This window comes from Sphaerotilus montanus (assembly GCF_013410775.1).
Taxonomy (GTDB): domain Bacteria; phylum Pseudomonadota; class Gammaproteobacteria; order Burkholderiales; family Burkholderiaceae_C; genus Sphaerotilus; species Sphaerotilus montanus.
In genome coordinates this window covers 2,621,220-2,640,829 of sequence record NZ_JACCFH010000001.1, presented here as the reverse complement: position 1 = coordinate 2,640,829, position 19,610 = coordinate 2,621,220, and the positions used below count along the sequence as shown (strand labels likewise).

Annotated in this window: 20 protein-coding genes; 13 read left to right on the top strand and 7 right to left on the bottom strand. The window is 61.6% G+C overall.

The window, feature by feature from the left end:
- Complete coding sequence (gene fliF / locus BDD16_RS11975) at window positions 1–1,731, bottom strand: flagellar basal-body MS-ring/collar protein FliF (protein WP_179634163.1); 1,731 nt, start codon at window positions 1,729–1,731, stop codon at window positions 1–3.
- 162 nt (window positions 1,732–1,893) lie between these two features.
- On the opposite strand from fliF, the gene fliE reads away from it, so the two are divergent.
- Complete coding sequence (gene fliE, locus BDD16_RS11970; RefSeq protein WP_179634162.1) at window positions 1,894–2,220, top strand: flagellar hook-basal body complex protein FliE; 327 nt, start codon at window positions 1,894–1,896, stop codon at window positions 2,218–2,220.
- Window positions 2,221–2,316: 96 nt separating this feature from the next.
- Here fliE and BDD16_RS11965 read toward each other — a convergent pair whose 3' ends face one another.
- The 6 genes from BDD16_RS11965 to BDD16_RS11940 all read right to left on the bottom strand — a co-directional run bounded on the left by BDD16_RS11965 (window position 2,317) and on the right by BDD16_RS11940 (window position 8,576).
- Window positions 2,317–3,090 (bottom strand): flagellar brake protein, encoded by a 774-nt coding sequence (locus BDD16_RS11965; protein ID WP_179634161.1) that lies wholly within the window; start codon window positions 3,088–3,090, stop codon window positions 2,317–2,319.
- 21 nt (window positions 3,091–3,111) lie between these two features.
- Window positions 3,112–3,459, bottom strand: a complete 348-nt coding sequence (locus tag BDD16_RS11960; protein ID WP_179634160.1) for a flagellar protein FliT — start codon at window positions 3,457–3,459, stop codon at window positions 3,112–3,114.
- 55 nt (window positions 3,460–3,514) lie between these two features.
- Entirely contained in the window at window positions 3,515–3,952 is a 438-nt protein-coding gene (fliS, locus tag BDD16_RS11955) for a flagellar export chaperone FliS (RefSeq protein ID WP_179634159.1), read from the bottom strand.
- Between the two features lie 106 nt (window positions 3,953–4,058).
- The gene (locus BDD16_RS11950; RefSeq protein WP_179634158.1) at window positions 4,059–5,951 is read right to left on the bottom strand and encodes an O-linked N-acetylglucosamine transferase, SPINDLY family protein; all 1,893 of its coding nucleotides are present in this window, start codon (window positions 5,949–5,951) and stop codon (window positions 4,059–4,061) included.
- A gap of 198 nt (window positions 5,952–6,149) precedes the next feature.
- Window positions 6,150–7,601: a flagellar filament capping protein FliD gene (gene fliD / locus BDD16_RS11945; RefSeq protein ID WP_179634157.1), complete on the bottom strand. Its 1,452-nt coding sequence runs from the start codon at window positions 7,599–7,601 to the stop codon at window positions 6,150–6,152.
- 135 nt (window positions 7,602–7,736) lie between these two features.
- A complete protein-coding gene (locus tag BDD16_RS11940; RefSeq protein WP_179634156.1) occupies window positions 7,737–8,576 on the bottom strand; it encodes a flagellin N-terminal helical domain-containing protein in 840 nt (279 codons plus the stop codon).
- A gap of 301 nt (window positions 8,577–8,877) precedes the next feature.
- Here BDD16_RS11940 and BDD16_RS11935 point away from each other — a divergent pair, with 301 nt between their 5' ends.
- The 12 genes from BDD16_RS11935 (at window position 8,878) to BDD16_RS11880 (ending at window position 19,595) form a co-directional block, all read left to right on the top strand.
- Complete coding sequence (locus BDD16_RS11935) at window positions 8,878–10,110, top strand: tetratricopeptide repeat protein (protein ID WP_179634155.1); 1,233 nt, start codon at window positions 8,878–8,880, stop codon at window positions 10,108–10,110.
- Between the two features lie 194 nt (window positions 10,111–10,304).
- Entirely contained in the window at window positions 10,305–10,628 is a 324-nt protein-coding gene (flhD, locus tag BDD16_RS11930) for a flagellar transcriptional regulator FlhD (RefSeq protein WP_179634154.1), read from the top strand.
- Between the two features lie 64 nt (window positions 10,629–10,692).
- Window positions 10,693–11,229, top strand: coding sequence for a flagellar transcriptional regulator FlhC (gene flhC, locus BDD16_RS11925; protein ID WP_179634153.1), 537 nt, complete (start codon window positions 10,693–10,695; stop codon window positions 11,227–11,229).
- 320 nt (window positions 11,230–11,549) lie between these two features.
- A complete protein-coding gene (locus tag BDD16_RS11920) occupies window positions 11,550–12,719 on the top strand; it encodes a hypothetical protein (protein WP_179634152.1) in 1,170 nt (389 codons plus the stop codon).
- A 112-nt stretch (window positions 12,720–12,831) separates the two neighbouring features.
- Window positions 12,832–13,830 (top strand): GHMP family kinase ATP-binding protein, encoded by a 999-nt coding sequence (locus BDD16_RS11915; protein WP_179634151.1) that lies wholly within the window; start codon window positions 12,832–12,834, stop codon window positions 13,828–13,830.
- A 14-nt stretch (window positions 13,831–13,844) separates the two neighbouring features.
- Window positions 13,845–14,453 carry a thiamine pyrophosphate-dependent enzyme gene (locus BDD16_RS11910; protein WP_179634150.1) on the top strand — a complete coding sequence of 203 codons (609 nt, stop codon included), beginning with the start codon at window positions 13,845–13,847 and terminating at the stop codon, window positions 14,451–14,453.
- Between the two features lie 11 nt (window positions 14,454–14,464).
- Window positions 14,465–15,001, top strand: a complete 537-nt coding sequence (locus BDD16_RS11905; RefSeq protein ID WP_179634149.1) for a hypothetical protein — start codon at window positions 14,465–14,467, stop codon at window positions 14,999–15,001.
- A gap of 11 nt (window positions 15,002–15,012) precedes the next feature.
- The gene (locus BDD16_RS11900) at window positions 15,013–16,182 is read left to right on the top strand and encodes a DegT/DnrJ/EryC1/StrS family aminotransferase (protein WP_218897775.1); all 1,170 of its coding nucleotides are present in this window, start codon (window positions 15,013–15,015) and stop codon (window positions 16,180–16,182) included.
- A complete protein-coding gene (locus BDD16_RS11895; protein ID WP_179634148.1) occupies window positions 16,179–16,931 on the top strand; it encodes a nucleotidyltransferase family protein in 753 nt (250 codons plus the stop codon). The genes BDD16_RS11900 and BDD16_RS11895 overlap by 4 nt, the downstream gene beginning before the upstream one ends.
- Window positions 16,915–17,505, top strand: a complete 591-nt coding sequence (locus BDD16_RS11890) for a D-sedoheptulose-7-phosphate isomerase (protein ID WP_179634147.1) — start codon at window positions 16,915–16,917, stop codon at window positions 17,503–17,505. The genes BDD16_RS11895 and BDD16_RS11890 overlap by 17 nt, the downstream gene beginning before the upstream one ends.
- A gap of 19 nt (window positions 17,506–17,524) precedes the next feature.
- Window positions 17,525–18,463 (top strand): NAD-dependent epimerase/dehydratase family protein, encoded by a 939-nt coding sequence (locus BDD16_RS11885; protein ID WP_179634146.1) that lies wholly within the window; start codon window positions 17,525–17,527, stop codon window positions 18,461–18,463.
- 10 nt (window positions 18,464–18,473) lie between these two features.
- Complete coding sequence (locus tag BDD16_RS11880) at window positions 18,474–19,595, top strand: glycosyltransferase family protein (protein ID WP_179634145.1); 1,122 nt, start codon at window positions 18,474–18,476, stop codon at window positions 19,593–19,595.
- The last annotated feature ends 15 nt before the right edge of the window (window positions 19,596–19,610 follow it).

Sequence of the window (19,610 nt, the reverse complement as noted above, 5' to 3'; positions counted from 1 at the left end):
TCAGTCCGCATCCTTGCCATTGGCCCAGCCGCGCAGGATGCGCGCGACCGAAGCCGGGTTCGTCCGCACCATCTGGCGCACCGCCTCCAGGCGCTTGTCCGATTCGCTCAATTCCACCTCCGGTGCCGGCAGCGCCTGCAGCGAGTCACCCCCACTGAGCGCAGGCAGGTCCGTCACGTCGTCCACGACGGCGTTCAACTGGTTCGCCACCTTCGTGACTTCGGTTTCCTTGTCGCGGCGCAGGTCACGCAACACCGGCCGGATCACGCCGAACACCAGCGCCAGCCCGAGCAGACCCAGCACCAGCGGCACGGCCAGCGTGCGCACCATCTCCAGCACCTCCGGCTGCTTCCACAGCGGCAGAGCCTCGACCTTGTCGAGCACCGGTGCCTTGAACGGCGCGTTGATGACCTTGACCGAATCGCCCCGCTCCTTGCTGAAGCCGACGGTCTCCTGCACCAGCGCGACCAGCTTGTCGATTTCCTCGGGCGACAGCGGCTGCGACTGGGTCTGGCCCTTCTTGTCGGTGCTGGTGCGGTGGTTCACGACCACGGCCACGGCCAGGCGGCGGATGCCCCCCGACGAGGCACGGGTCACGCGGACGGTCTTGTCGATCTCGAAGTTGGTGACCGCGTCACGCCGGCCGCCCGCACCCGGTGTGCCCGTTCCGCTCTGCGACGCCTGCATGGACTGCGCTGCGCCATTGATCGGCGCCGAGGCGGCGGCCTGCGGCTGGTTGGTCGCGGCCCCGGGCACCCCGCTGGCCAGCGCACCGCCACCCGAGCCGCTGCCGTTTTCCGACACCTGCGAGCTGCGCACGGCCGCGGGCACACCACCCTGGTTGGGCTTGAACTCTTCGGTGGTCGACTCCGACTGGGAGAAATCCAGCTCGGCCGACACCTGCGCGCGCAGGTTGTCGCGGCCGACCACAGGCTCCAGGATGTCGAGGATGCGCTTGGTGTAGAGCGCCTCGATGCGCGCGATCTGCTGCACCTGGTTCGAATCGAGTCCACCCGCGCCGCCATCGCTGCTGTCCGAGAGCATCGCGCCGGTCTGGTCGAGCACGCTCACCGCCTTCGGGCTCAGCTCCGGCACGCTGGCCGACACCAGGTGCACGATGCCGGCGATCTGCGCGCGGTCGAGCGTCTGGCCGCCGTGCAAGGTCAGCAGCACCGAGGCGCTGGGCTTCTGCTGGTCACGGAAAAAGCCGTTCTGGTTGGGCAGCGCCAGGTGGACGCGGGCCGACTCGACCGCCGACAGCGCGGTGATCGAGCGCACCAGCTCGCCCTCCAGGCCACGCTGGAAGTTCAGCCGTTCCTGGAACTGGGTCGTGCCGAAGCGGGCGTTGTCCATCAGCTCGAAGCCGACGGTCGAGCCCTTGGGCAGCCCCGTCTGCGCCAGCTTCAGGCGCACGTCGTGCACCTGGTCCGCCGGCACGAGGACAGCGCCACCACCCTCGCTGAAGCGGTAGGGCACGTTCATCTTGGTCAGCTGCGCCACGATGGCACCGCCGTCCTTGTCGTTCAGGTTGGAGAACAGCACCCGGTAATCCGGGCGCGCACTCCACATCGCCGACAGGCCGATGATGGCCAGAAACAGCAACAGGCCGCCCGCGAGCATGGCCTTGCGCGCCGGAGGCAAGGCGGAGAAACGCTCCGCCAGACGTGCCCCGCCAGCTCCGAGGGGAGCCGGCGGAGCCGCAGTCAGGGTGGTCGAGCTGGAGAGGTCCATGTCCAATCGGTCGTTACACGCTGCCCAAACGGTCGCGCTGGGATTGGATTATTCGAGTGCGGCCCTGCACCGAAGCCGGAAACAGGCAACCGATCCCCGCACTCTTCCGTCCATCCCGCCAGCGGTACTTCCCTAGGATGGCGAAGCTGTGGAGGACCCCTCATGGACATGAAGCTCAAACCTTTCGACTTTGCCCAGGCCGTTGCGCGTGCCGGGATGGCCGGCCTTGGCGCGATCACGTCGAGCCCTTCCGCGGAGGGTCCGTCCGGCGGGTTCTCCCAGGTCTTCAGCCAGGCGTTGCGCAACGTCAGCCAGGCCCAGCACACCGCCCAGGACCTGCAGCGCGAGGTGACCCTGGACAACCCCAAGGTCAGCCTCGAAGAGACGATGGTCGCGATGCAGCGCTCCAGCATCGGCTTCCAGGCCGCCCTGCAGGTGCGCAACCGGCTGGTGCAGTCCTACAGCGACGTGATGAACATGCAGGTCTGAGCCTGCGGTCGCGCGGCCGGCATGCGCACGGCCGGCACAAAAAAGCCCCCGGTGGTGCGAACCCCGGGGGCTTGTTCCTGTGCGGCACGTCGCAGGCTACAGCGTCAGCAGCCGGTGCCGTTTCTGCGTGTGGTCGAGGTAGCGCTGCAGATCCTTGTGTGCACCTGCGCTCAGGTCCACCAGTTCGCAGCCGATGCGGCGGTATTGCGACGGCTCCAGTCCGACATTCGACACATGCATCACCCGCAGCGTCACGTGCAGCCGGGTGGCCGCATCGAGTTCGATCACGGCGTCCGGCAGCATCTGCCCGCAGCGGAACAGGTCCAGTTCCTCGTTGAGCATCAGCGCGACACCGGTGTGGCTGATGTCCACGATGCGCAGGTCGATCTGGCGCCGGGCCAGATCGGGATGGCTCAGCAAGGCGTGCGGCTGGGTCCGCCCGACCGGCCGCACGCGGAACGCATGGCGGCGCTGGAAGCGGAAAACCTCGCGCGGGTACTGCGCGTTGAAGGCACTCGCGCTGCGTCCGTGGACGAGCACCAGATCGTGCAGGTCGAACTGCACCTTCACGCTGTCGAGGTAGCCCGTGGCCATCACCTCGTGCGATTCGGTCAGGCGCTGCACCACCTCGTCGCGCGGATCGGCGGCGAAGACCAGCACGCCGCGCTGCGGGTCTTCCGCCCAGAGCGAGGTCGCGTAGTTCAGCCCGTCCGGTGTCGTCAGCGCCAGCGGCACGTCGCCTTCGACGAACTGCTTGAGCAAGGCGCGGATCTCGACCAGCGCACGCACACGGTGTTCACTGGCATCGGCCACCGCCTCCACGGCACTGGCGTCCGGACTGGTGGTCGGGGGGGAAATCGGGGGGGTCATCCTGATCGCTCCTGCCAGAGGTCAATGCAGCGTCTTGCGGGGCGGGCCGGCCAGCATGCTGTCCAGGTCCTCCAGCCACGGCTCGGCGAGCATGCGGATCTCGGCATCGTTGAGCAGGATGCGCTGCATGATGCGGGACTTCATCTGCACCTCCTCGCTCGCGAGCCGGTCCTGGCCAGCGGCGTGCTTGAGCTGCGAGATCAGCACCGCACAGGCACCTTCGAGCTTGACGACACGGTCCCAGTTGCCCACGCGGGCGGCTTCCAGCATGTCGAGACTGGCCTGCTCGATGGCCTCGTAGTACTGCAGCAGGGTGCTCTTGCGCAGCGGGGGGCTGTGCGGTGTTCGGGCGGTGGCGGCTTTGGACATGTTGGACCCAGTTTTTTACTTCAGTACCACGGGCAAGCGGGCCGATTGCCCGGACTCAGCCCGCTGCCCCATGAGACATCTTGGCGCCGATCGCTGCCCAGGCATCGCGCAGGGGCCGAATCAGGCCTTCGACCTCGTGGAGCAGCGCCGGATCGTTGCGCAGGTTGCTGCGGGTTAGCTGCACCGCCGCGTAGCAGTAGAGATTGCACAGATTCTGTGCAATCTCGCCCTCGGCGTCCAAGTCAAGCCCGGCAATCAGGCCCTCTTCCAGGATCCGTACCGCCCGGCTGATCTGCGCGCATTTCAGTTCGACCACGCCGCCAGTCATCGCTGCTCGCGCCCGACCGATCGATTCGAGCAATCCGTCGTACAGCATCAGCACCAATTGGTGCGGCGACGCCGATGAGACGCCTGTTTCCACACCGATCTGCCGATAGGCATTGGCGAAATGCTGCTGACTGCCGAACGAACTTGACATGGCGCTGTTGAACATGCGGAGGCTTCGGGTGGAGAGCTGTTGACGACTGGTGAGCAGTGTCTTTGGCTTATCGACTTGGAAATGCAGGGACTTGAGATCGGATGCAGGCGTAGATCGCCCTTCAAGCGGCACGAACCTCAGCAACCAGCGGAACCGGCGGCAAACCGGCATCCTGGCGCTCCACCATGCGGAGCAGTAGCCGCTCAAAATCTCCGGCATAGTGCCGGCCATCGAACAGCGGGGATTGGGTTCGCCCTAACTCCAGACGCGCCTTCAGCCCCTGGAAGGCCCCGCGATCCTGAGCCCAGCCGATCGCCGACTGCATGTACTGGTCAATGTCACGGCAGACCAAATCCTGCAGCCCAAGGGTCGTCAGCAGACTGGCAGCAACCCGGGACGCAAAGCTTTCGCCGATCAGCGCCAGCACCGGTACGCCAGCCCACAACGCGTCGCTGGCAGTGGTATGTCCACCACAAGGGAAGGTATCGAGGCACAGGTCGGCCAGCGGCAACCGGGCTCGGTGCATGTCCGCCGACAGAAACGGCGCAAAGATTAGCCGGTCCGGATCGAGCCCGTGACGGCAAGCAACCTCCCGCATGCGCTGGCGGGCCGGCTCTTCCTGCACCAGCAGCCACAGTACCGAGTCGGGCGTTGCCTGCAAGATATAGCACCAAGCATCGAACACTTCCGGCACGATCTTGTAGGACATATTGAAGCTCGCGAACACAAACGTGGCTCCTTCAGGCAGCCCACACTGTTGACGGGACACGGCCGCAGGTCGCGCCCGGGTGCTGTCATTGGGCTGGTAGCAGCAGGGCATCTGGGCGATGCATTCCGAGTAGTGCGGCTGCGCCTCCAGCGGTGTGACGACCGGGTCCCCGATGATGTAATCTAGGCTTGATGCCCCGGTCGTGCCCGGATAGCCCAGCCAGGAGATCTGGATAGGCGCAGGCCGATAGGACAACACATCCATACGCGAACCCAGCGTGTAGCCCTTCATCTCCAACAGCAAGCCGATCTCGTCATCGCGAATCCTCTCAGCCAACTGGGCAGAGGCCAGATCTGCAGTTTCGACCCAGCAGGTCGCCGTGCGTCGAACCCTGGCTCGCAGATCGGACTGATCATCCGGCCCGCCCGAATAGAAATACAGTTCGAACCGGTCGTGATCAAGGCACTCCAGAAACTCGGCGATGAGCATGCTCGTCGCATGGACATGGAAATCGCTCGACATCAGGCCGATCCGCCACTTGCCATTAGGGCGGGGCACTCGCCGCGAGACACTCGGCGGCGTCGGGTGCAGACCCACGCAATACTCTTGGTACGTGAGTGTTGCTGCCCACCTGAGGATCTGCGGATCGTCCGTGAGCGTGATCAGGGGGAAAGGACTCCTGCCACTGATGGGGCGCTGGCCCGTGGAATCCACATGCTCGATGCATAGCCGCAGGCGTTCGAAATCATCGGCTAGGCCAACCCAGTCGCAAGCCCAGGAACTGGCATGTGCGGCACTCAGCGCAGAGCCGAAATCCAGTGGATTGTCATCCAGGAGCATCCGGTAACACCATGCAGCCTCCACATGCCCGCCGAACTTCATAAGCCCATGCCCCAGGCCCTGCAACGCTTGGTGTTTCAGCGTCGGATTGTTGGTCGCCTTGGCCAGCGCAGCAGAACACTCCCGGACCGTACTGTCGAAATCCAGCAAGGCCAGATGGGCCTTCGCCTTGGCAATGTGCCAGTATCCGCTGCGCTCGGTCCGAGGACTCAGATCCTGGAGCGCCGTTAGCGCTTCAGCGTGACGGTGCGACTCCAGCAGGCAGTCAGCCAGCAATTGGCAAACCTCGGCATCGGCTTGGTTCAATCGGAAGGCCCGGTGTAGATGCTGGATGGTGGGACCGTTCTGTCCGAGACGGTGGTCACATTGCGCCAGCAGTAACCAGCAAAGCTGATTTCCTGGATCCGCCTGCACAGCCCGGGAGAATTGGGCTTGGGCAGCACTCACCTGCCCCTTGCGCAACATTTCTCGGCCTCGAACCTCAGCCCGCCTGGCAAGGCCTCGGTCGGACTTCGTGGTGACAGAGCGGGTAGCAGTGGGGGATTCAGCGACAGCAGTCATGATCGGAACACGGCCTCGAAGGGAGAGAATGGGTGGGCCAAGTTTAGGTCACTGCCCTTGCCCACATCTCCGGATAAAGTCCCCCGCACCCCGACTGTTTGCTCATCCGTACAGCTGCTTGATCATCAGGCTCACCGAATTGCTGAGGCCATTGATGCTGGACATCCGCTGATCCAGAGAGTCATATTGCTTTTTCAGCCGCGCTTCGACCGACTGGTATCTGAGATCCAGCACGCCCTGCCGATCTGTAACCTGCTTGAGCTGACTCTTGAGCCCTGTAGTCCGGGTTTCCAGTGGGCCTTCTGTGCCCTGCGCTGCATCAGCGAATACCCGAAATCTTTTCATGAACCCTGTCACAGCCGTCGAATCGTTGGTGTTGCCACCGTTGAGCAATGCCTTGACCTGATCAGGATTGGTCAGCGCACTTTCAAGCTTGGAAGACTTCAATTCCAGGCGACCGGTTGCATTGATCGACAGACCGATGTCAGAAAGCCGTTTCAGCGAACCACTGTCAGTACCCGAAAACTCCTGGTAAAGAAGCGATTGCATCTTGTTGAGCAACCCCACAGCGGTACGGTCGGACTGGAGCTTGCCTGCGGTCTTGGTCTCTGGGTCATACTTGGTTTCGGTCTTGATCTGATCGACCAAGCCGTTATAGGCCGTCATGAAATCACTGATTTTTGTCTTGATATCCGAAAAATCAGCCACCACGGACATGTCCACCGCACTCGTCGTCTTGTTGAGCTTGATCGACACGCCCTCGATCACTCCGTCAAGTGTGTTCGAGGTCGAGGTGATCGAGATGCCGTCGATTACAGCCCGCGCATTGCGTGCATTCTGACTCAACATCATCGGAGACGAGGGCGCCATCGCGTTGTATGCCAGCGCGGACAGGCCAGTCGCAGCATTGCCATCGTCGCTTGTTTCAGTAACAGAGATCCGAAATGCGTTTTCCTCGCCAGTGGCGGTGGAACGTAGCGTCAACCGGGCGCCGGAGGCATCGTTGACGATGCCGGCCGTCACACCCGCGCCAGCCGCGTTGATCTTGTCCCGAATCGAACCCAGTGAGGTTTCACCCGACCCAATCGAAATCGAGACGCTAGAAGTGCCCGACTTGGCTGTAAAGGCGGTCGAGGGAGAACTGCCAGTCCAGGATCCGATATCGATCGTCACAGTACCCTCAGACAGCAGCGCCGCGTTGGAGGAAAACGCGGTGCTGCTAACCGTCTGCGCGGCCGCCAAGGCATCGATTTGGAGTGTATGGGAGCCCGCCACCCCGCTCTGACCGCTGACTGAAGTCACGGTGGCTACCGAGGCATCGGACAAGGTCGTGGCGGTACGCCCCCACAACTCTGTCGAGTTGATCGCTGCCGACTTGTCCCTCAATGTGCCAATGGCGTTCTGGATCTTGCCGAAGGACGAAATCTTGGCATTGATGGAAGACTGCTGCGTATTGAGCGCGATCAGTGGCTGCTTCTCGATGGTCATCAGCTGGCTGATGATCGACGTGACATCCAGGCCGCTGCCCAGACCGGAAGAAGTGATGGAAGCCATTGCGGGGTACTCCTCAAGCACCGATGCGCAGAGCCGGACGGACCGGTCTGCGCACAGGGTTCATCGACATGACAGGAAGAAACTGCACCCGCAGAGCGCGACTTGCCTCTCTCGGCGCAGCCTCTTGCTCACCGATCAACGCAGCAGCGACATCACCTGCTGTGGCGCCTGATTGGCCTGCGCCAGCATCGCGTTGCCGGCCTGCTGCAGCACCTGCGCACGCGACATGTTCGAGGTTTCCACCGCAAAGTCAGCGTCCATGATCCGGCCCTTGGCAGCCTGCAGATTCTCGGATGTCGTACCCAGATTGGCCACGACGCTCTCGAATCGATTCTGCACCGAACCGAGGCTCGAGCGGGCCGTCGTGACTTCATCGATCGCGGTGTCCAGGTTCGACATCGTGGCCAGCGCCAAGGCAGCCGTACAGATCGACGCGTTGGCACCCGTGATGGACGCAGCCATGCCCGTGCCAGCCCCGATGTTCGACAACGTCACCGTGATGCTGTCCGTGGAAGTGTTGTCTGCACCCACCTGGAAGGCCATGGCACCGGCCGAGGCGTTCAGCAGGTTCTTGCCGTTGAACTTGGTGCCCCCGATCACACGAGTCACTTCGGAAGACAGAGCCTGGTATTCCTGGTCCAGATTGGCACGGTCAGTCGTGCTGTTGGTCGAGTTGGACGACTGCACTGCAAGTTCACGCATGCGCTGCAGCGAATCACCAATCTTGCCCAGCGCGCCTTCAGCCGTCTGCGCCATGGAGATCGCATCATTGGCGTTGCGGGAGGCGACGGCCATGCCGCGGACTTGCGATGTCATGCGCGTGGCAATCGCCAGGCCGGCGGAGTCGTCCTTGGCCGAGTTGATGCGCAGACCGGTCGACAGGCGCTGCATCGAGGTGCTGAGCGAACCGTTGGTCGAACTCAGGGCACGCTGAGCGGTCAGCGAAGACATGTTGGTGTTGATGGTCGAGGCCATTGCGAACTCCATTCGAAATCTGTTGAGCGGGCACCGCGTCGGGTGCCGTTTCGACCCTGCAACTTGTCGTCCGGGCCGTGAGATGGTTTTCGTACTTGACCGAGGGAACTTGAGTGAGGGGGAGCAAAAAAATTGCCCTGTCGAACCCTGCCATTTCTGCGCTTTTGAGCGCTACGAGGTGCGCACAGCGCCTCAAAGAGCCACTTTGTCAACAAGAGGACCAGTCGGTACCGAGCCCAAACCGTAAAAACATCCCCTGAAGTGATAAAACACAGGGAGGTGGACAACGGAGACCCCATTCATGCTCAACATCGTCGTGGCCCGTCGGGGAGAAGAGGTGCGGTGGATCGACGAACTGCCCGATCACTGCACCGTGACGGTCTGCACCGACGACGCCTCCATCGGCGTGCCACTGGATGTCACGCGGCACATCCAGCTGGTCCGTCTGCCCGGGCAGCACAGCACCGGCGAGCTGTACCTGAGCCACCTGCGCCGTGCAGCGGCTGGCCCGGCAGAGTCCACGACCGTGTTCTGCCCGGGCGACCCGCTGGCCGTGTGTCCGGACTTCTTCGCCTTGCTCGACACCTCGGCGCTGTGGGGCGAGGTCCAACCCTTGTCCCAGACCTCCGCCAACGGAGAGCCCGCGCAGGATGCGCGGGACTGGCTGGCGGATCTGCCGGTCGCTCCCGTCCGTTTCGACCTGCGCAGCTGGACTCCGCTGGGCGGCTTCGACAAGACCATGCACCGGGCACAGCAACGCTACCGCCAGACACACCAGCTGGACGACCACGGCCACCCGGCCACCCACTTCTTCGAAGCCTGCGGTCTGGATGCCTTCGCGCGGACCGTGGGCGGACACGATCTGGGCGTGCGCGACAGCGGGTTGCTGTTCGCGGTGCGGCAGTCGCGCATCAACGACTGGCTGGCGACCTGCGGCCCTGCCCTGCCGCAGGTGAGCGACTGGTTGCGCCAGGATCCGGCACACCCCCGCATCTGGGACCAGTTCTGGCTGCACCTGTTCGGCCTGCCCTTCGTGCGCCTGGACGCACTGCCGCGTCCGGACCTCGCGCTGGACGTCGGAAGCGACGACGACGCGCTACTGGAGGACTTTTCCCTCAGCCGCGCACTGGCCACCATCGATGACACGCTGGCACGCCTGGCCCCCCCGCCGCTGACCAGGCGCGACCACCGGCCATCGGCGCTGCAGGTGGCGCGGGCGGTCGCGGCCGCACAGGCTCGGCGCGCACCGGTGGAGTCCACCGAATCCCGCCAGGCGCTGGCAGACCTGTCGGAGCGGGCGGCCCAGGCGTTTCGCGTGGGCGACCTGCAATACGCGGTCTCCTGCGCACAACTGGCACTGAAACAGGACGCAAATCACACGTCCAGCCGATTCACGCTGGCCATGGCGCTGTCAGCACAAGGCGAGCGCGAGGCGGCACTGGAGCAGTTCGAGCAGTTGCTGAACGCTGGCGCCCCCGCATCCCGGCACCCGCCTGTGTCAGACCGCACATCCGCGCCCGTCCGACCCCAGTGATTCGTGCCAACGTGCCATCCGAGGATGACACGCTGTAGGAATTTGCCTGACACGCTACAAGAGTTTCGGGGACTCAAGGCACGGAAGAGGGCTGATGTTCCCGCCCAGTTCATGTCATCAGAATCGACTCCATCGACAACGCCTCGCCGGCCTCACCAGGCAGCGAAGCCCACCCAGACCGACAGGAGCCCGACATGAACACCGAACAGATCCTCTCCGAAATCCGCGAAGCCAATCTGTCCTACCTGATGCTCGCTCAGAGCCTGATCCGCGCCGACCGCGAGCAAGCGCTGTTCCGCCTGGGCGTGTCGGAAGAAACCGCCGCCATCCTGGAAATGCTGTCGCCGGCCCAGATGCTCAAGATCGCTGCCGGCAACACGCTGCTGTGCCGCATGCGCGTCGACGACGATCTGGTGTGGAGCCTGCTGACCAACCACGGCAAGAGCGCCGCCAATGACGGCGTGTCCCGCCTGCACGCCAGCATCCTGATGGCCGGCCGCCACCAGGAAGCTGCCTGAGTCGCGCCGGGCATCCGACGCGAACGCAGATCCAGAACACGACGACACACCGGGGAAGACCACCATGAAATGCAAGAGCATCCTGACCGAAGCCCGTCAGATCGAACGCGCCGTCACGCTGATCAAGCTGGGCGCCCGCCTTCAGGTGCTGGAGTCGGAGACCGATCTGTCCTACGAGCGCCTGCTGCGCCTGTACAAGGAAGTCGCCGGCAAGTCGCCGAGCAAGGGCCAGCTGCCCTTCTCCACCGACTGGTTCATGACGTGGCAGCCCAACATCCACGCGTCGCTGTTCCTCAACACCCATGAATACCTGAACAAGGTGGCCGAACTCGAAGAGATCGACACCGTGATCAAGGCCTACCAGCTCTATCTGGAGCAGACCCAGGCCCAGAACCTGGAGCCGCTGCTCTCCGTCACCCGCGCCTGGCGCCTGGTGAAGTTCGTCGACAACGGCATGCTGACGATGACGAAATGCTCCAAGTGCGGCGGTCATTTCGTCACCCATCCGCACGAGATCGCCAAGCACTTCATCTGCGGCCTGTGCAACCCGCCAGCACGTGCCGGCAAGGGCAAGGCCAGCGGATCGCTGCAGTTGCACTGACCCATCAGAGACCAGTTCATTAAAATATCGCGACACCTCTCCCGGTGTTTTTGCGGACCTTGTGCATCATGCCAAGGTCCATTTTTTTTTCCGCTAAGCTCCATTTCATGGAGAAATGCAGCCTTTAAAAAGGCCGCCATCTGAAAAAATAGACAGGCCAAAAGCGCTAATTCATGCAATGCAATCGCACCTCTTTGCCTAGACTTTCAATAATGCAAGCCGCTCGACACGAACCATTGCCAAGCAAAGTATAGCGAACATGGCGTTGCAGAAGCTTCACACAACCATACCCTGCCAGCCAGCGTATTAGAGGAACACCCATGATCCAGATGTACCCCAAGGCGATCGTTCTGACCAATCAACATCCGTTCGGTGGCACCGAAATGATGGCCCAAAGCATCAGAAGCGCGCTAGATGCCAACGGATACGATACCCGAATCATTAATATCAATGATCGTAACGATCTGGAATCTCTCCCGGTGTTGGTGAGTGACCCGCATTTGGCGCTGGTAATGACCACAGGCACCTTGCCGCTTCTGGTCCGGATAGACGGAAAGCCAATCTGGCGCGCCATTGCAGCACAGGTGCAGTTCATCACCTACGTCATTGATGCATGGCCATACGACTATGTCCGCGTGGAACCGTTTCGGAGATTCATTGAGGACTGGAATATCAAAAATAATCTGCACACGGTCAGTCTGGAAGCCAATGATGCCAAGTTGATCGGCCCGCGTGCTCATTACATGCCCAGTGGGGCTTATCCCGCACCACACAGGCAGGGCCCGAAGATATATCCAGATCGCCTGTTCATGTGGGCCTCGGCCAACAAGGAACTAGCAGTGACAATGGTACACGACGAATTCCGAGATACATTCCATGCCAATAACGCTTGGCACCTGAGCGAACAAAAAATTGAACGGGCATCCGAAGCACTGCGATACACAACAACCGTGCACGGACTGAGTGCCATCGCCGCAGCACTGGAAACGCCAGCAGACATACTGGTCAAACCAGACACCATGACTGCGCTATGTGCCCTTGACTCCTGCCTGAAGCGCTACCGTCGTGTCAAGGTCGCTAAGGCGCTCCGCGGTTTGCCAGTCGATATCTACGGCGAGAACTGGGAACAGCATGTCGGCGGCACGGCCTCGTTCCGACTGCTGAAGCCAAACCCAGACCACAACCACGCCTTCGGCTACATCTGCCAGCAATATGCAGGCCTGTTCAATTTCGACCCCAATTTTGGCCATGGCACAAACGAGCGGGCCGTTTCAGCCCTGGCCATGGGAATTCCAATTGCCAACAACTTCAACATACGAACCGATCACCTGAGCGGCTGCTATCCGTACCACTTCAGCGACGAATCGATTCGTATTGCTGCAGAACGGCTACTCAACCACGAGGGAGAAGTACCTATTGTTGCGGATCACACCTGGGAATATCTGATCGGGCTACTGCTGCGAGGCATCGCCCGACAAACCAAAAACTGACGGCCCAAAGTCTTTCTGTTTTCGCGATGCGGCCGGTGCATCGAACCCTAGACTTGAATACATACAGATACATCAAGACATCGCCAGATGTGAACAAGTCGAGGCACCCCCGATGGTCATCACGCGCACACCGTTCCGCATCTCGTTTTTCGGAGGGGGGACAGACTATCCTGCTTGGTTCAGCGAACATGAGGGAAAGGTGCTGTCGACAACAATCGACAAGTACTGCTACATCACCTGCAGGCACCTGCCTCCATTCTTCGAATACAAGCACCGCATCGTCTACTCGGCAATCGAGAATGTTCGCCATTGGGATGAGATCAAGCATCCCGCAGTGCGGGCAGTGCTCGGGTGGACCAATTGCAGCAAGGGACTCGAAATCCATCACGATGGAGACCTGCCGGCACGCTCCGGCTTGGGTTCGAGTTCGTCGTTCACCGTCGGTCTGCTGCATGCACTGGCAGCACTGAAGGGACGTTACGTTTCCAAGAAACAACTCGCCAGCAACGCCATACACATCGAACAGGATGTGATCGGAGAAAACGTCGGCTCGCAAGATCAAATTGCCGCAGCTTACGGCGGATTCAACCGCATTGAATTCAACCGAAATGGGTCGTTCGAAGTTTCTCCGGTGATCGTTCGTCCACAGCGTACGCGTGAGTTGCAAAGTCACCTGATGCTCTGCTTCACTGGCTTTTCGCGCATCGCATCCGACATCGCCAGATCCCAGATAGACAATTTGCACCAGCGCGAGCAGGAGCTTCACCGCATCGGCGCGATGGTCGATGAAGCCGTGCAGATCCTGCACAGCAAGACACGCCGAATCGAGGAATTTGGTGAACTGCTGCATCAGAGCTGGATGAACAAAAAGGCCCTGTCGGACAGGGTATCGACCCCCGAGATTGACCAGATCTATCAGACGGCACTCGATGCCGGCGCTACCGGGGGAAAGATTCTCGGTGCCGGCGGCGGCGGTTTCCTGCTGCTGTTCGTCAGACCCGCGCTGCAGCCACGCGTGCGCGAAGCACTCAGTCAACTCATCCACGTCCCATTCGGCTTTGACGACTCGGGCAGCCGTGTCGTGCTCTACCAGCCCAATGGTCTTTGCTGACTCCAGAACCCGCCATGCCCGCCATGAACAAGGACCAACTCATCGCCTTCGAGAACAAGGTGGCTGCGCTCTTCAACAGTGGTGCGATCCGTGCTCCGGTGCATCTGTACTACGGCAACGAAGATCCGATGATCGAGGTGTTCAAGGACGTCGGCCCCAATGACTGGGTCTTCTGCTCTTGGCGCTCGCACTACCAGTGCCTTCTGAAGGGTGTTCCGGAAGATACGGTGATAGCAGAAATCATTGCCGGTCGTTCCATTTCGCTGTGTTTTCCTGCGCATCGCATCTATTCATCCGCGATCGTCGGCGGCGTCTTGCCAATCGCAGTCGGTACTGCCCTGGCCCTGCAGCGCAGCGGTGAGGATGCAAGAGTGCATTGCTTCATCGGCGACATGACCGCCGAAACCGGCATCGCTCACGAATCCATCAAATACGCCCGCAACCATGGCCTGCCGATCCGCTTCATCGTCGAAGACAACGAAAAGTCGGTCTGCACGGACACCCGACAGGCGTGGAACCAGCCGAAGCTGAGCTTCGAGGGCATGCGTGACGACTACATCCACTACTACCGCTACTCGACCCGCTATCCCCATGCAGGGGCCGGCGTGAGAGTTCAGTTCTGAGGGCCCGCGCAATGAAGTATTTCGACGAACTCAAGCGCTCAATGGAATACCTGGCCGGAGATCCACGCACAGTCTTCATCGGTCAGGCGGTGGCCGTGCCCGGCACGGCCATGAGCAATACGCTCAAGGACATCCCGGGGCATCGCCTGCTGGAATTGCCCGTCGCCGAGGAGATGCAGATGGGCATGACCACGGGCCTGGCGCTGGCTGGACAGATACCCGTCAGCATCTTTCCGCGCTGGAACTTCCTGCTCTGCGGACTCAGCCAACTGATCAACCACCTGGACAAGGTCCAAGTGATGTCAAACGGCGGATTCAAGACCAAGGCGATCGTGCGGACTGGCATTGGCGCTGAACGCCCCCTGCACCCGCAGCACCAGCACGTGGGCGATTACACCCAAGCCATCCAGGCCATGTGCTCGACCATCGAGGTCATCCGCCTCGACGAACCCGAAGACATCTTCCCTGCCTACCAGCGCGCGCTGCTGCGCGACGACGGCCGCAGCACGCTGCTGGTCGAGTACGGCGACTATTACAGCGAAAAGTGAGCGGAGGTCCCATGAAATTTCCCCTGATGCGCAACAACATCCTGCGCGAAGACCTCGACGCCGTCATCGCGCACCTGCAGCAGGATGACCCGATCCTCACCAATGGCCCACAGGCCGCAGCCTTCGAAGCAGAGTGGTCGAAGTGGCTGGGCGTGAAGTACAGCGTGTTCGTGAACTCGGGCGCTTCGTCCAACCTGCTGTCGATGGCCGTACTCAAGATCCGCCACCCCGAGGGAGGTGAAGTGATCGTGCCGCCGCTGGCCTGGGTATCGGATGTAGCCACCGTGCTGCAGAACGGTTTCACGCCGGTGTTCGCAGACATCGACCCACGCACGCTGTCGATGGACCCCCTGGCCATCCTGAGCAAGATCACGCCCAGGACCCGCGCGGTCTTCCTGACCCATGTGCAGGGCTTTGACGGACTGACCGACGATTTGCTGCAGGAGCTGGAACAGCGCCACATTCCGCTGATCGAGGATGTGTGCGAATCGCATGGTGCCACGCACGGCGGACGCCGACTGGGCAGCTTCGGCTGGATGTCGAACTTTTCGTTCTATTACGCCCACCACATGAGCACCATCGAGGGTGGCATGGTATGCACCAACGACGACAAGGTCTACCAGCAACTGCGCATGCTGCGCGGCCACGGCATGGTGCGGGAATCCACTGACGCCGACCTGCGCGCCACCTACCGCGCCGAGTTTCCCGATCTGAACCCTGACTTCATCTTCAGCGTGCCGGCCTACAACGTGCGAAACACGGAGATCGGCGGCATCATGGGCCGCAGCCAGCTCAAGCGGCTGGATGCCAATGTGGAAAGGCGCACGGCCAATTTCCTGCGCTTTCTCAAGCAACTCGACGCACGCCGCTATCGCACGGATTTCAAGCTAGAAGGCAGCAGCAACTACGCGTTCAACCTAGTCATGAAGGAGGCGGACGACGAGTTCGCCCAACGCCTGATGGCCCGAATGCGTGAAGCTGGTATCGAATTCCGGCGTGGCAGTGCAGGCGGTGGCAATCAGGTGCGCCAGCCTTACCTGCGCGGCATCGTGCCGACCAACCACCACCTCGAGTTTCCGCACACCGAACACATCCATTTCTACGGCTTCTACCTTGGAAATTTCCCCGACCTGCGCGAGGACGAGATCGACGCCATCTGCGCCGTCGTCAACGCGGTATGAAGGCCACCACCACCTCGGCCATTGTGCTTGCCGGTGGATTGGGCACCCGGCTGCGCAGCGCCGTACCTGACCTGCCAAAGCCGATGGCACCCGTGGCCGGACGACCATTTCTGGCCCATCTGCTCGACCGGTGGATTGACCAGGGCATCACGCATTTCGTGCTCTCGGTAGGCTATCGGCATGAAGTAATCCGCGCATATTTCGGTGGCACCTACGGCGGAGCGACGTTGGACTATGCAGTGGAAGCCACTCCGCAGGGCACTGGCGGCGGATTGCTGCTCGCAGCGCAGCACTTGCCCGCCGATGCACCATTCCTGCTTCTCAACGGCGACACCTTTTTTGACGTACCTCTGTCGCAACTGACCGAACTGGCCGCCAGCCAGCAAACCGACTGGTGCTTTGCCCTGTTCCGCACCAGTGAACCGGGCCGCTACATGGGCATGGAGATCGCACAAGACAGCCGCATCACCAACCTGCGGACAGGAATGGAGCAACCGGAACGGCTGGCCAATGGCGGCGTCTACATCGTCCACCCCCGCTCTCTGTCGGGGCTGGCTGCACAGCCCGATACACCACTTTCGCTGGAAAACGATCTATTCCCGCGACTGCTGGCAGCGGGTCAGCGCTGGTTCGGACTGGAGTGTCCAGGTGCTTTCATCGACATCGGAATTCCACAGGATTTCCATCGGGCAGCGTCCGTGCTACCCGTCCACACGGCACAGAGAACAGAAGATGCACTCCATCACTGAACGCCTGCGCGCGAACATTGACGCATCAATCGCCGCCAAGCGTCAGCTGCTCGATGATTCGGACCTGCAAATCCGATTTGCCGCTGCAGTCGCGCAGGTGGTGCAGAGATACCGTGACGGCGGGCGGCTCTACATCGCCGGCAATGGCGGCTCTGCTGCCGACGCACAGCATCTAGCCGCGGAATTCGTCAGCAAGCTGGCGAGAGATCGTGCCCCGCTGCCAGCCGAGGCACTCACCACCGACACATCGATCCTGACCGCCATCGGCAACGACTATGGGTTCGACCAAGTGTTTTCCCGCCAACTGGCCGGCAAGGCGACAGCCAAGGACATGTTCCTGGGCATCACCACTTCGGGCGAATCACGCAACATCCTCTGTGCGCTGGAACAATGCAGGCGGATGGCGCTTCCAAGCATCGTGTTCACCGCCCGCAACGGTGGCGCTGCACGTGCCCTGGCCGATCACTGCATCGCGGTGCCAGGTGCAGCCACCAGCACCATCCAGGAACTCCACATCGTGCTGGCCCACACCCTATGCGAATGCGTCGAAGCGGCGCTGTTCGGCCCCCTCTGACACTGAACAAGGATCGACCATGACCTACGACATTCTCGTGACCGGTGGTGCTGGATACCTCGGCTCAACACTGGTGCCGCAGCTGCTGCGCGCCGGGCACCGCGTGACGGTGCTGGACAACTTCATGTTCAAGCAGTCCAGCCTGAACCACGTATGCCATGAACCCAACTTCCAAGTCGTCAAGGGCGACATCCGCCTGGAGAGCGTGGTCGCACCGCTGCTGAAGAAGGCGGACATCGTCATCCCCCTGGCGGCCCTCGTGGGAGCACCGATGTGCAACGCCGATCCCATCGGCGCCAAGACCATCAACCACGATGCCATCCTGATGATGCTCAAGCTGCTCTCGCGCGAGCAGCGGGTACTGATGCCCACCACCAATAGCGCCTATGGCACCGGTGACGAGAACAACTTCTGCACCGAAGAATCGCCACTGCGCCCCATCTCCATCTATGCCAAGGAGAAGGTTGCGGTGGAAGCCGTCCTGATGGAGCACGGAAATGCCGTGAGCTTCCGCCTGGCCACTGTATTCGGCATGTCGCCGCGCATGCGTCTGGACCTGCTGGTCAATGATTTCTGCTACCGCGCCGTGCACGACCGCTTCGTGGTGCTGTTCGAAGGCGCCTTCAAGCGCAACTATGTGCATGTGCGCGACGTGGCACGCGTGTTCGAGCACGGCATCCAGCACTTCGAACGGATGAAGGGGCAGATCTACAACGTCGGCCTGTCGGAAGCCAACGTGTCCAAACGCGAATTGTGCGAACACATCCAGCGCCAGGTTCCCGACTTCGTGTGCATGGATGCCCCCGTAGGCAAAGACCCAGACCAGCGCAACTACATCGTTTCCAACGCAAAGCTGGAAAGCACCGGCTTCAAGACAGCCGTATCGCTGGATGTCGGCATCGCTGAGCTGATCAAGGGCTACACCATGATCCGCAATACCCGCTACGGCAACGTCTGAAGAGACCGCGATGAAGATCCTCTACGTCCAGCACGACATGCTCCAGTGGGCTGCTGCCCGCCAGTGGTCTTACACCACCCATCTGAGTTATGTCGACGGACTGCGCGCCCAAGGTCATGAGGTGCAGGTAATCCTGACGTCGTGCTGGTTGCGTGCGGCGGAAATCGTGGGCGACCGGAAATTCGATCAGGTATGGATCAACGAGGTGACTCACAGCGTCTGCATGCGATGGTCCGCGACACTCCCCCCCCCGCTGAAGGAGCGCGATTTTGCCTGGCTGGCGACGCTTGCACCGGTACGGGTCGGCATCGTCATGGAGACCCTGCGCTATGACGAAGCCGAGTACGCCGAACTGCCAGAACTGCGAATTCGAGTCGCCCGCATGCAAGCGGCCGTACTACCCCACGTGACCCACTTCTGCACGGTCGACGAGAACGACGTGCGCACCATCGCCGAACTGGGTAAAGAGGCGATCTGGACTCCCTGCCATGTACCGGTACGCTTCTTCCGCGCATCCAGGCCCCAAGTGGATCGACCGGCCATTTTCATCGGCACCGCGTATGCACGCCGGGTGAAGTACGGACAACATCCACGCCTCGAATCTCTACTGGAATTTCGCCCCTCGCGCGAGCACCAGACCCAGCTGCCCGCCATGTTCGACCTGCTCAACTGGGGTCTGCGCAACGAACTGTTGCAGGGACCATTTCAGGCAGAAGCGACCGATGAGTTCGTTCAAACCATGCACACGGTAAGGGCATCGCTGTTCGAGTGCTATCTCAACGGTCTGGGAGATGCGATGGCGACCGTCAATCTGCCCTCGTTCGTGAAGACCTATGCCGGGCGGGTAATCGAAAGCATGGCCGTCGGGCAGCCGGTGGTGAGCTGGCACATTCCGGATCGTTCGCAGAATGCCCGCCTGTTCCACGAAAACGAAACCATCCTGTTCTTTGCCAACGACAGCCCGGACAGCTTGGCCGACGCGCTGGAACGCCTGCGCCGCGAACCGGGCCTCGCTGAACGCATCGGTTCCCAGGCCCAAGCCAATGCGTTGAAACACCACACCACAGAGCACCGCGTCAAACAGATCCTTGAATGGGTCGACAACGGTCGCCGCCCAGTCTATTGGGACTGATAGTCCTGCCAGGAA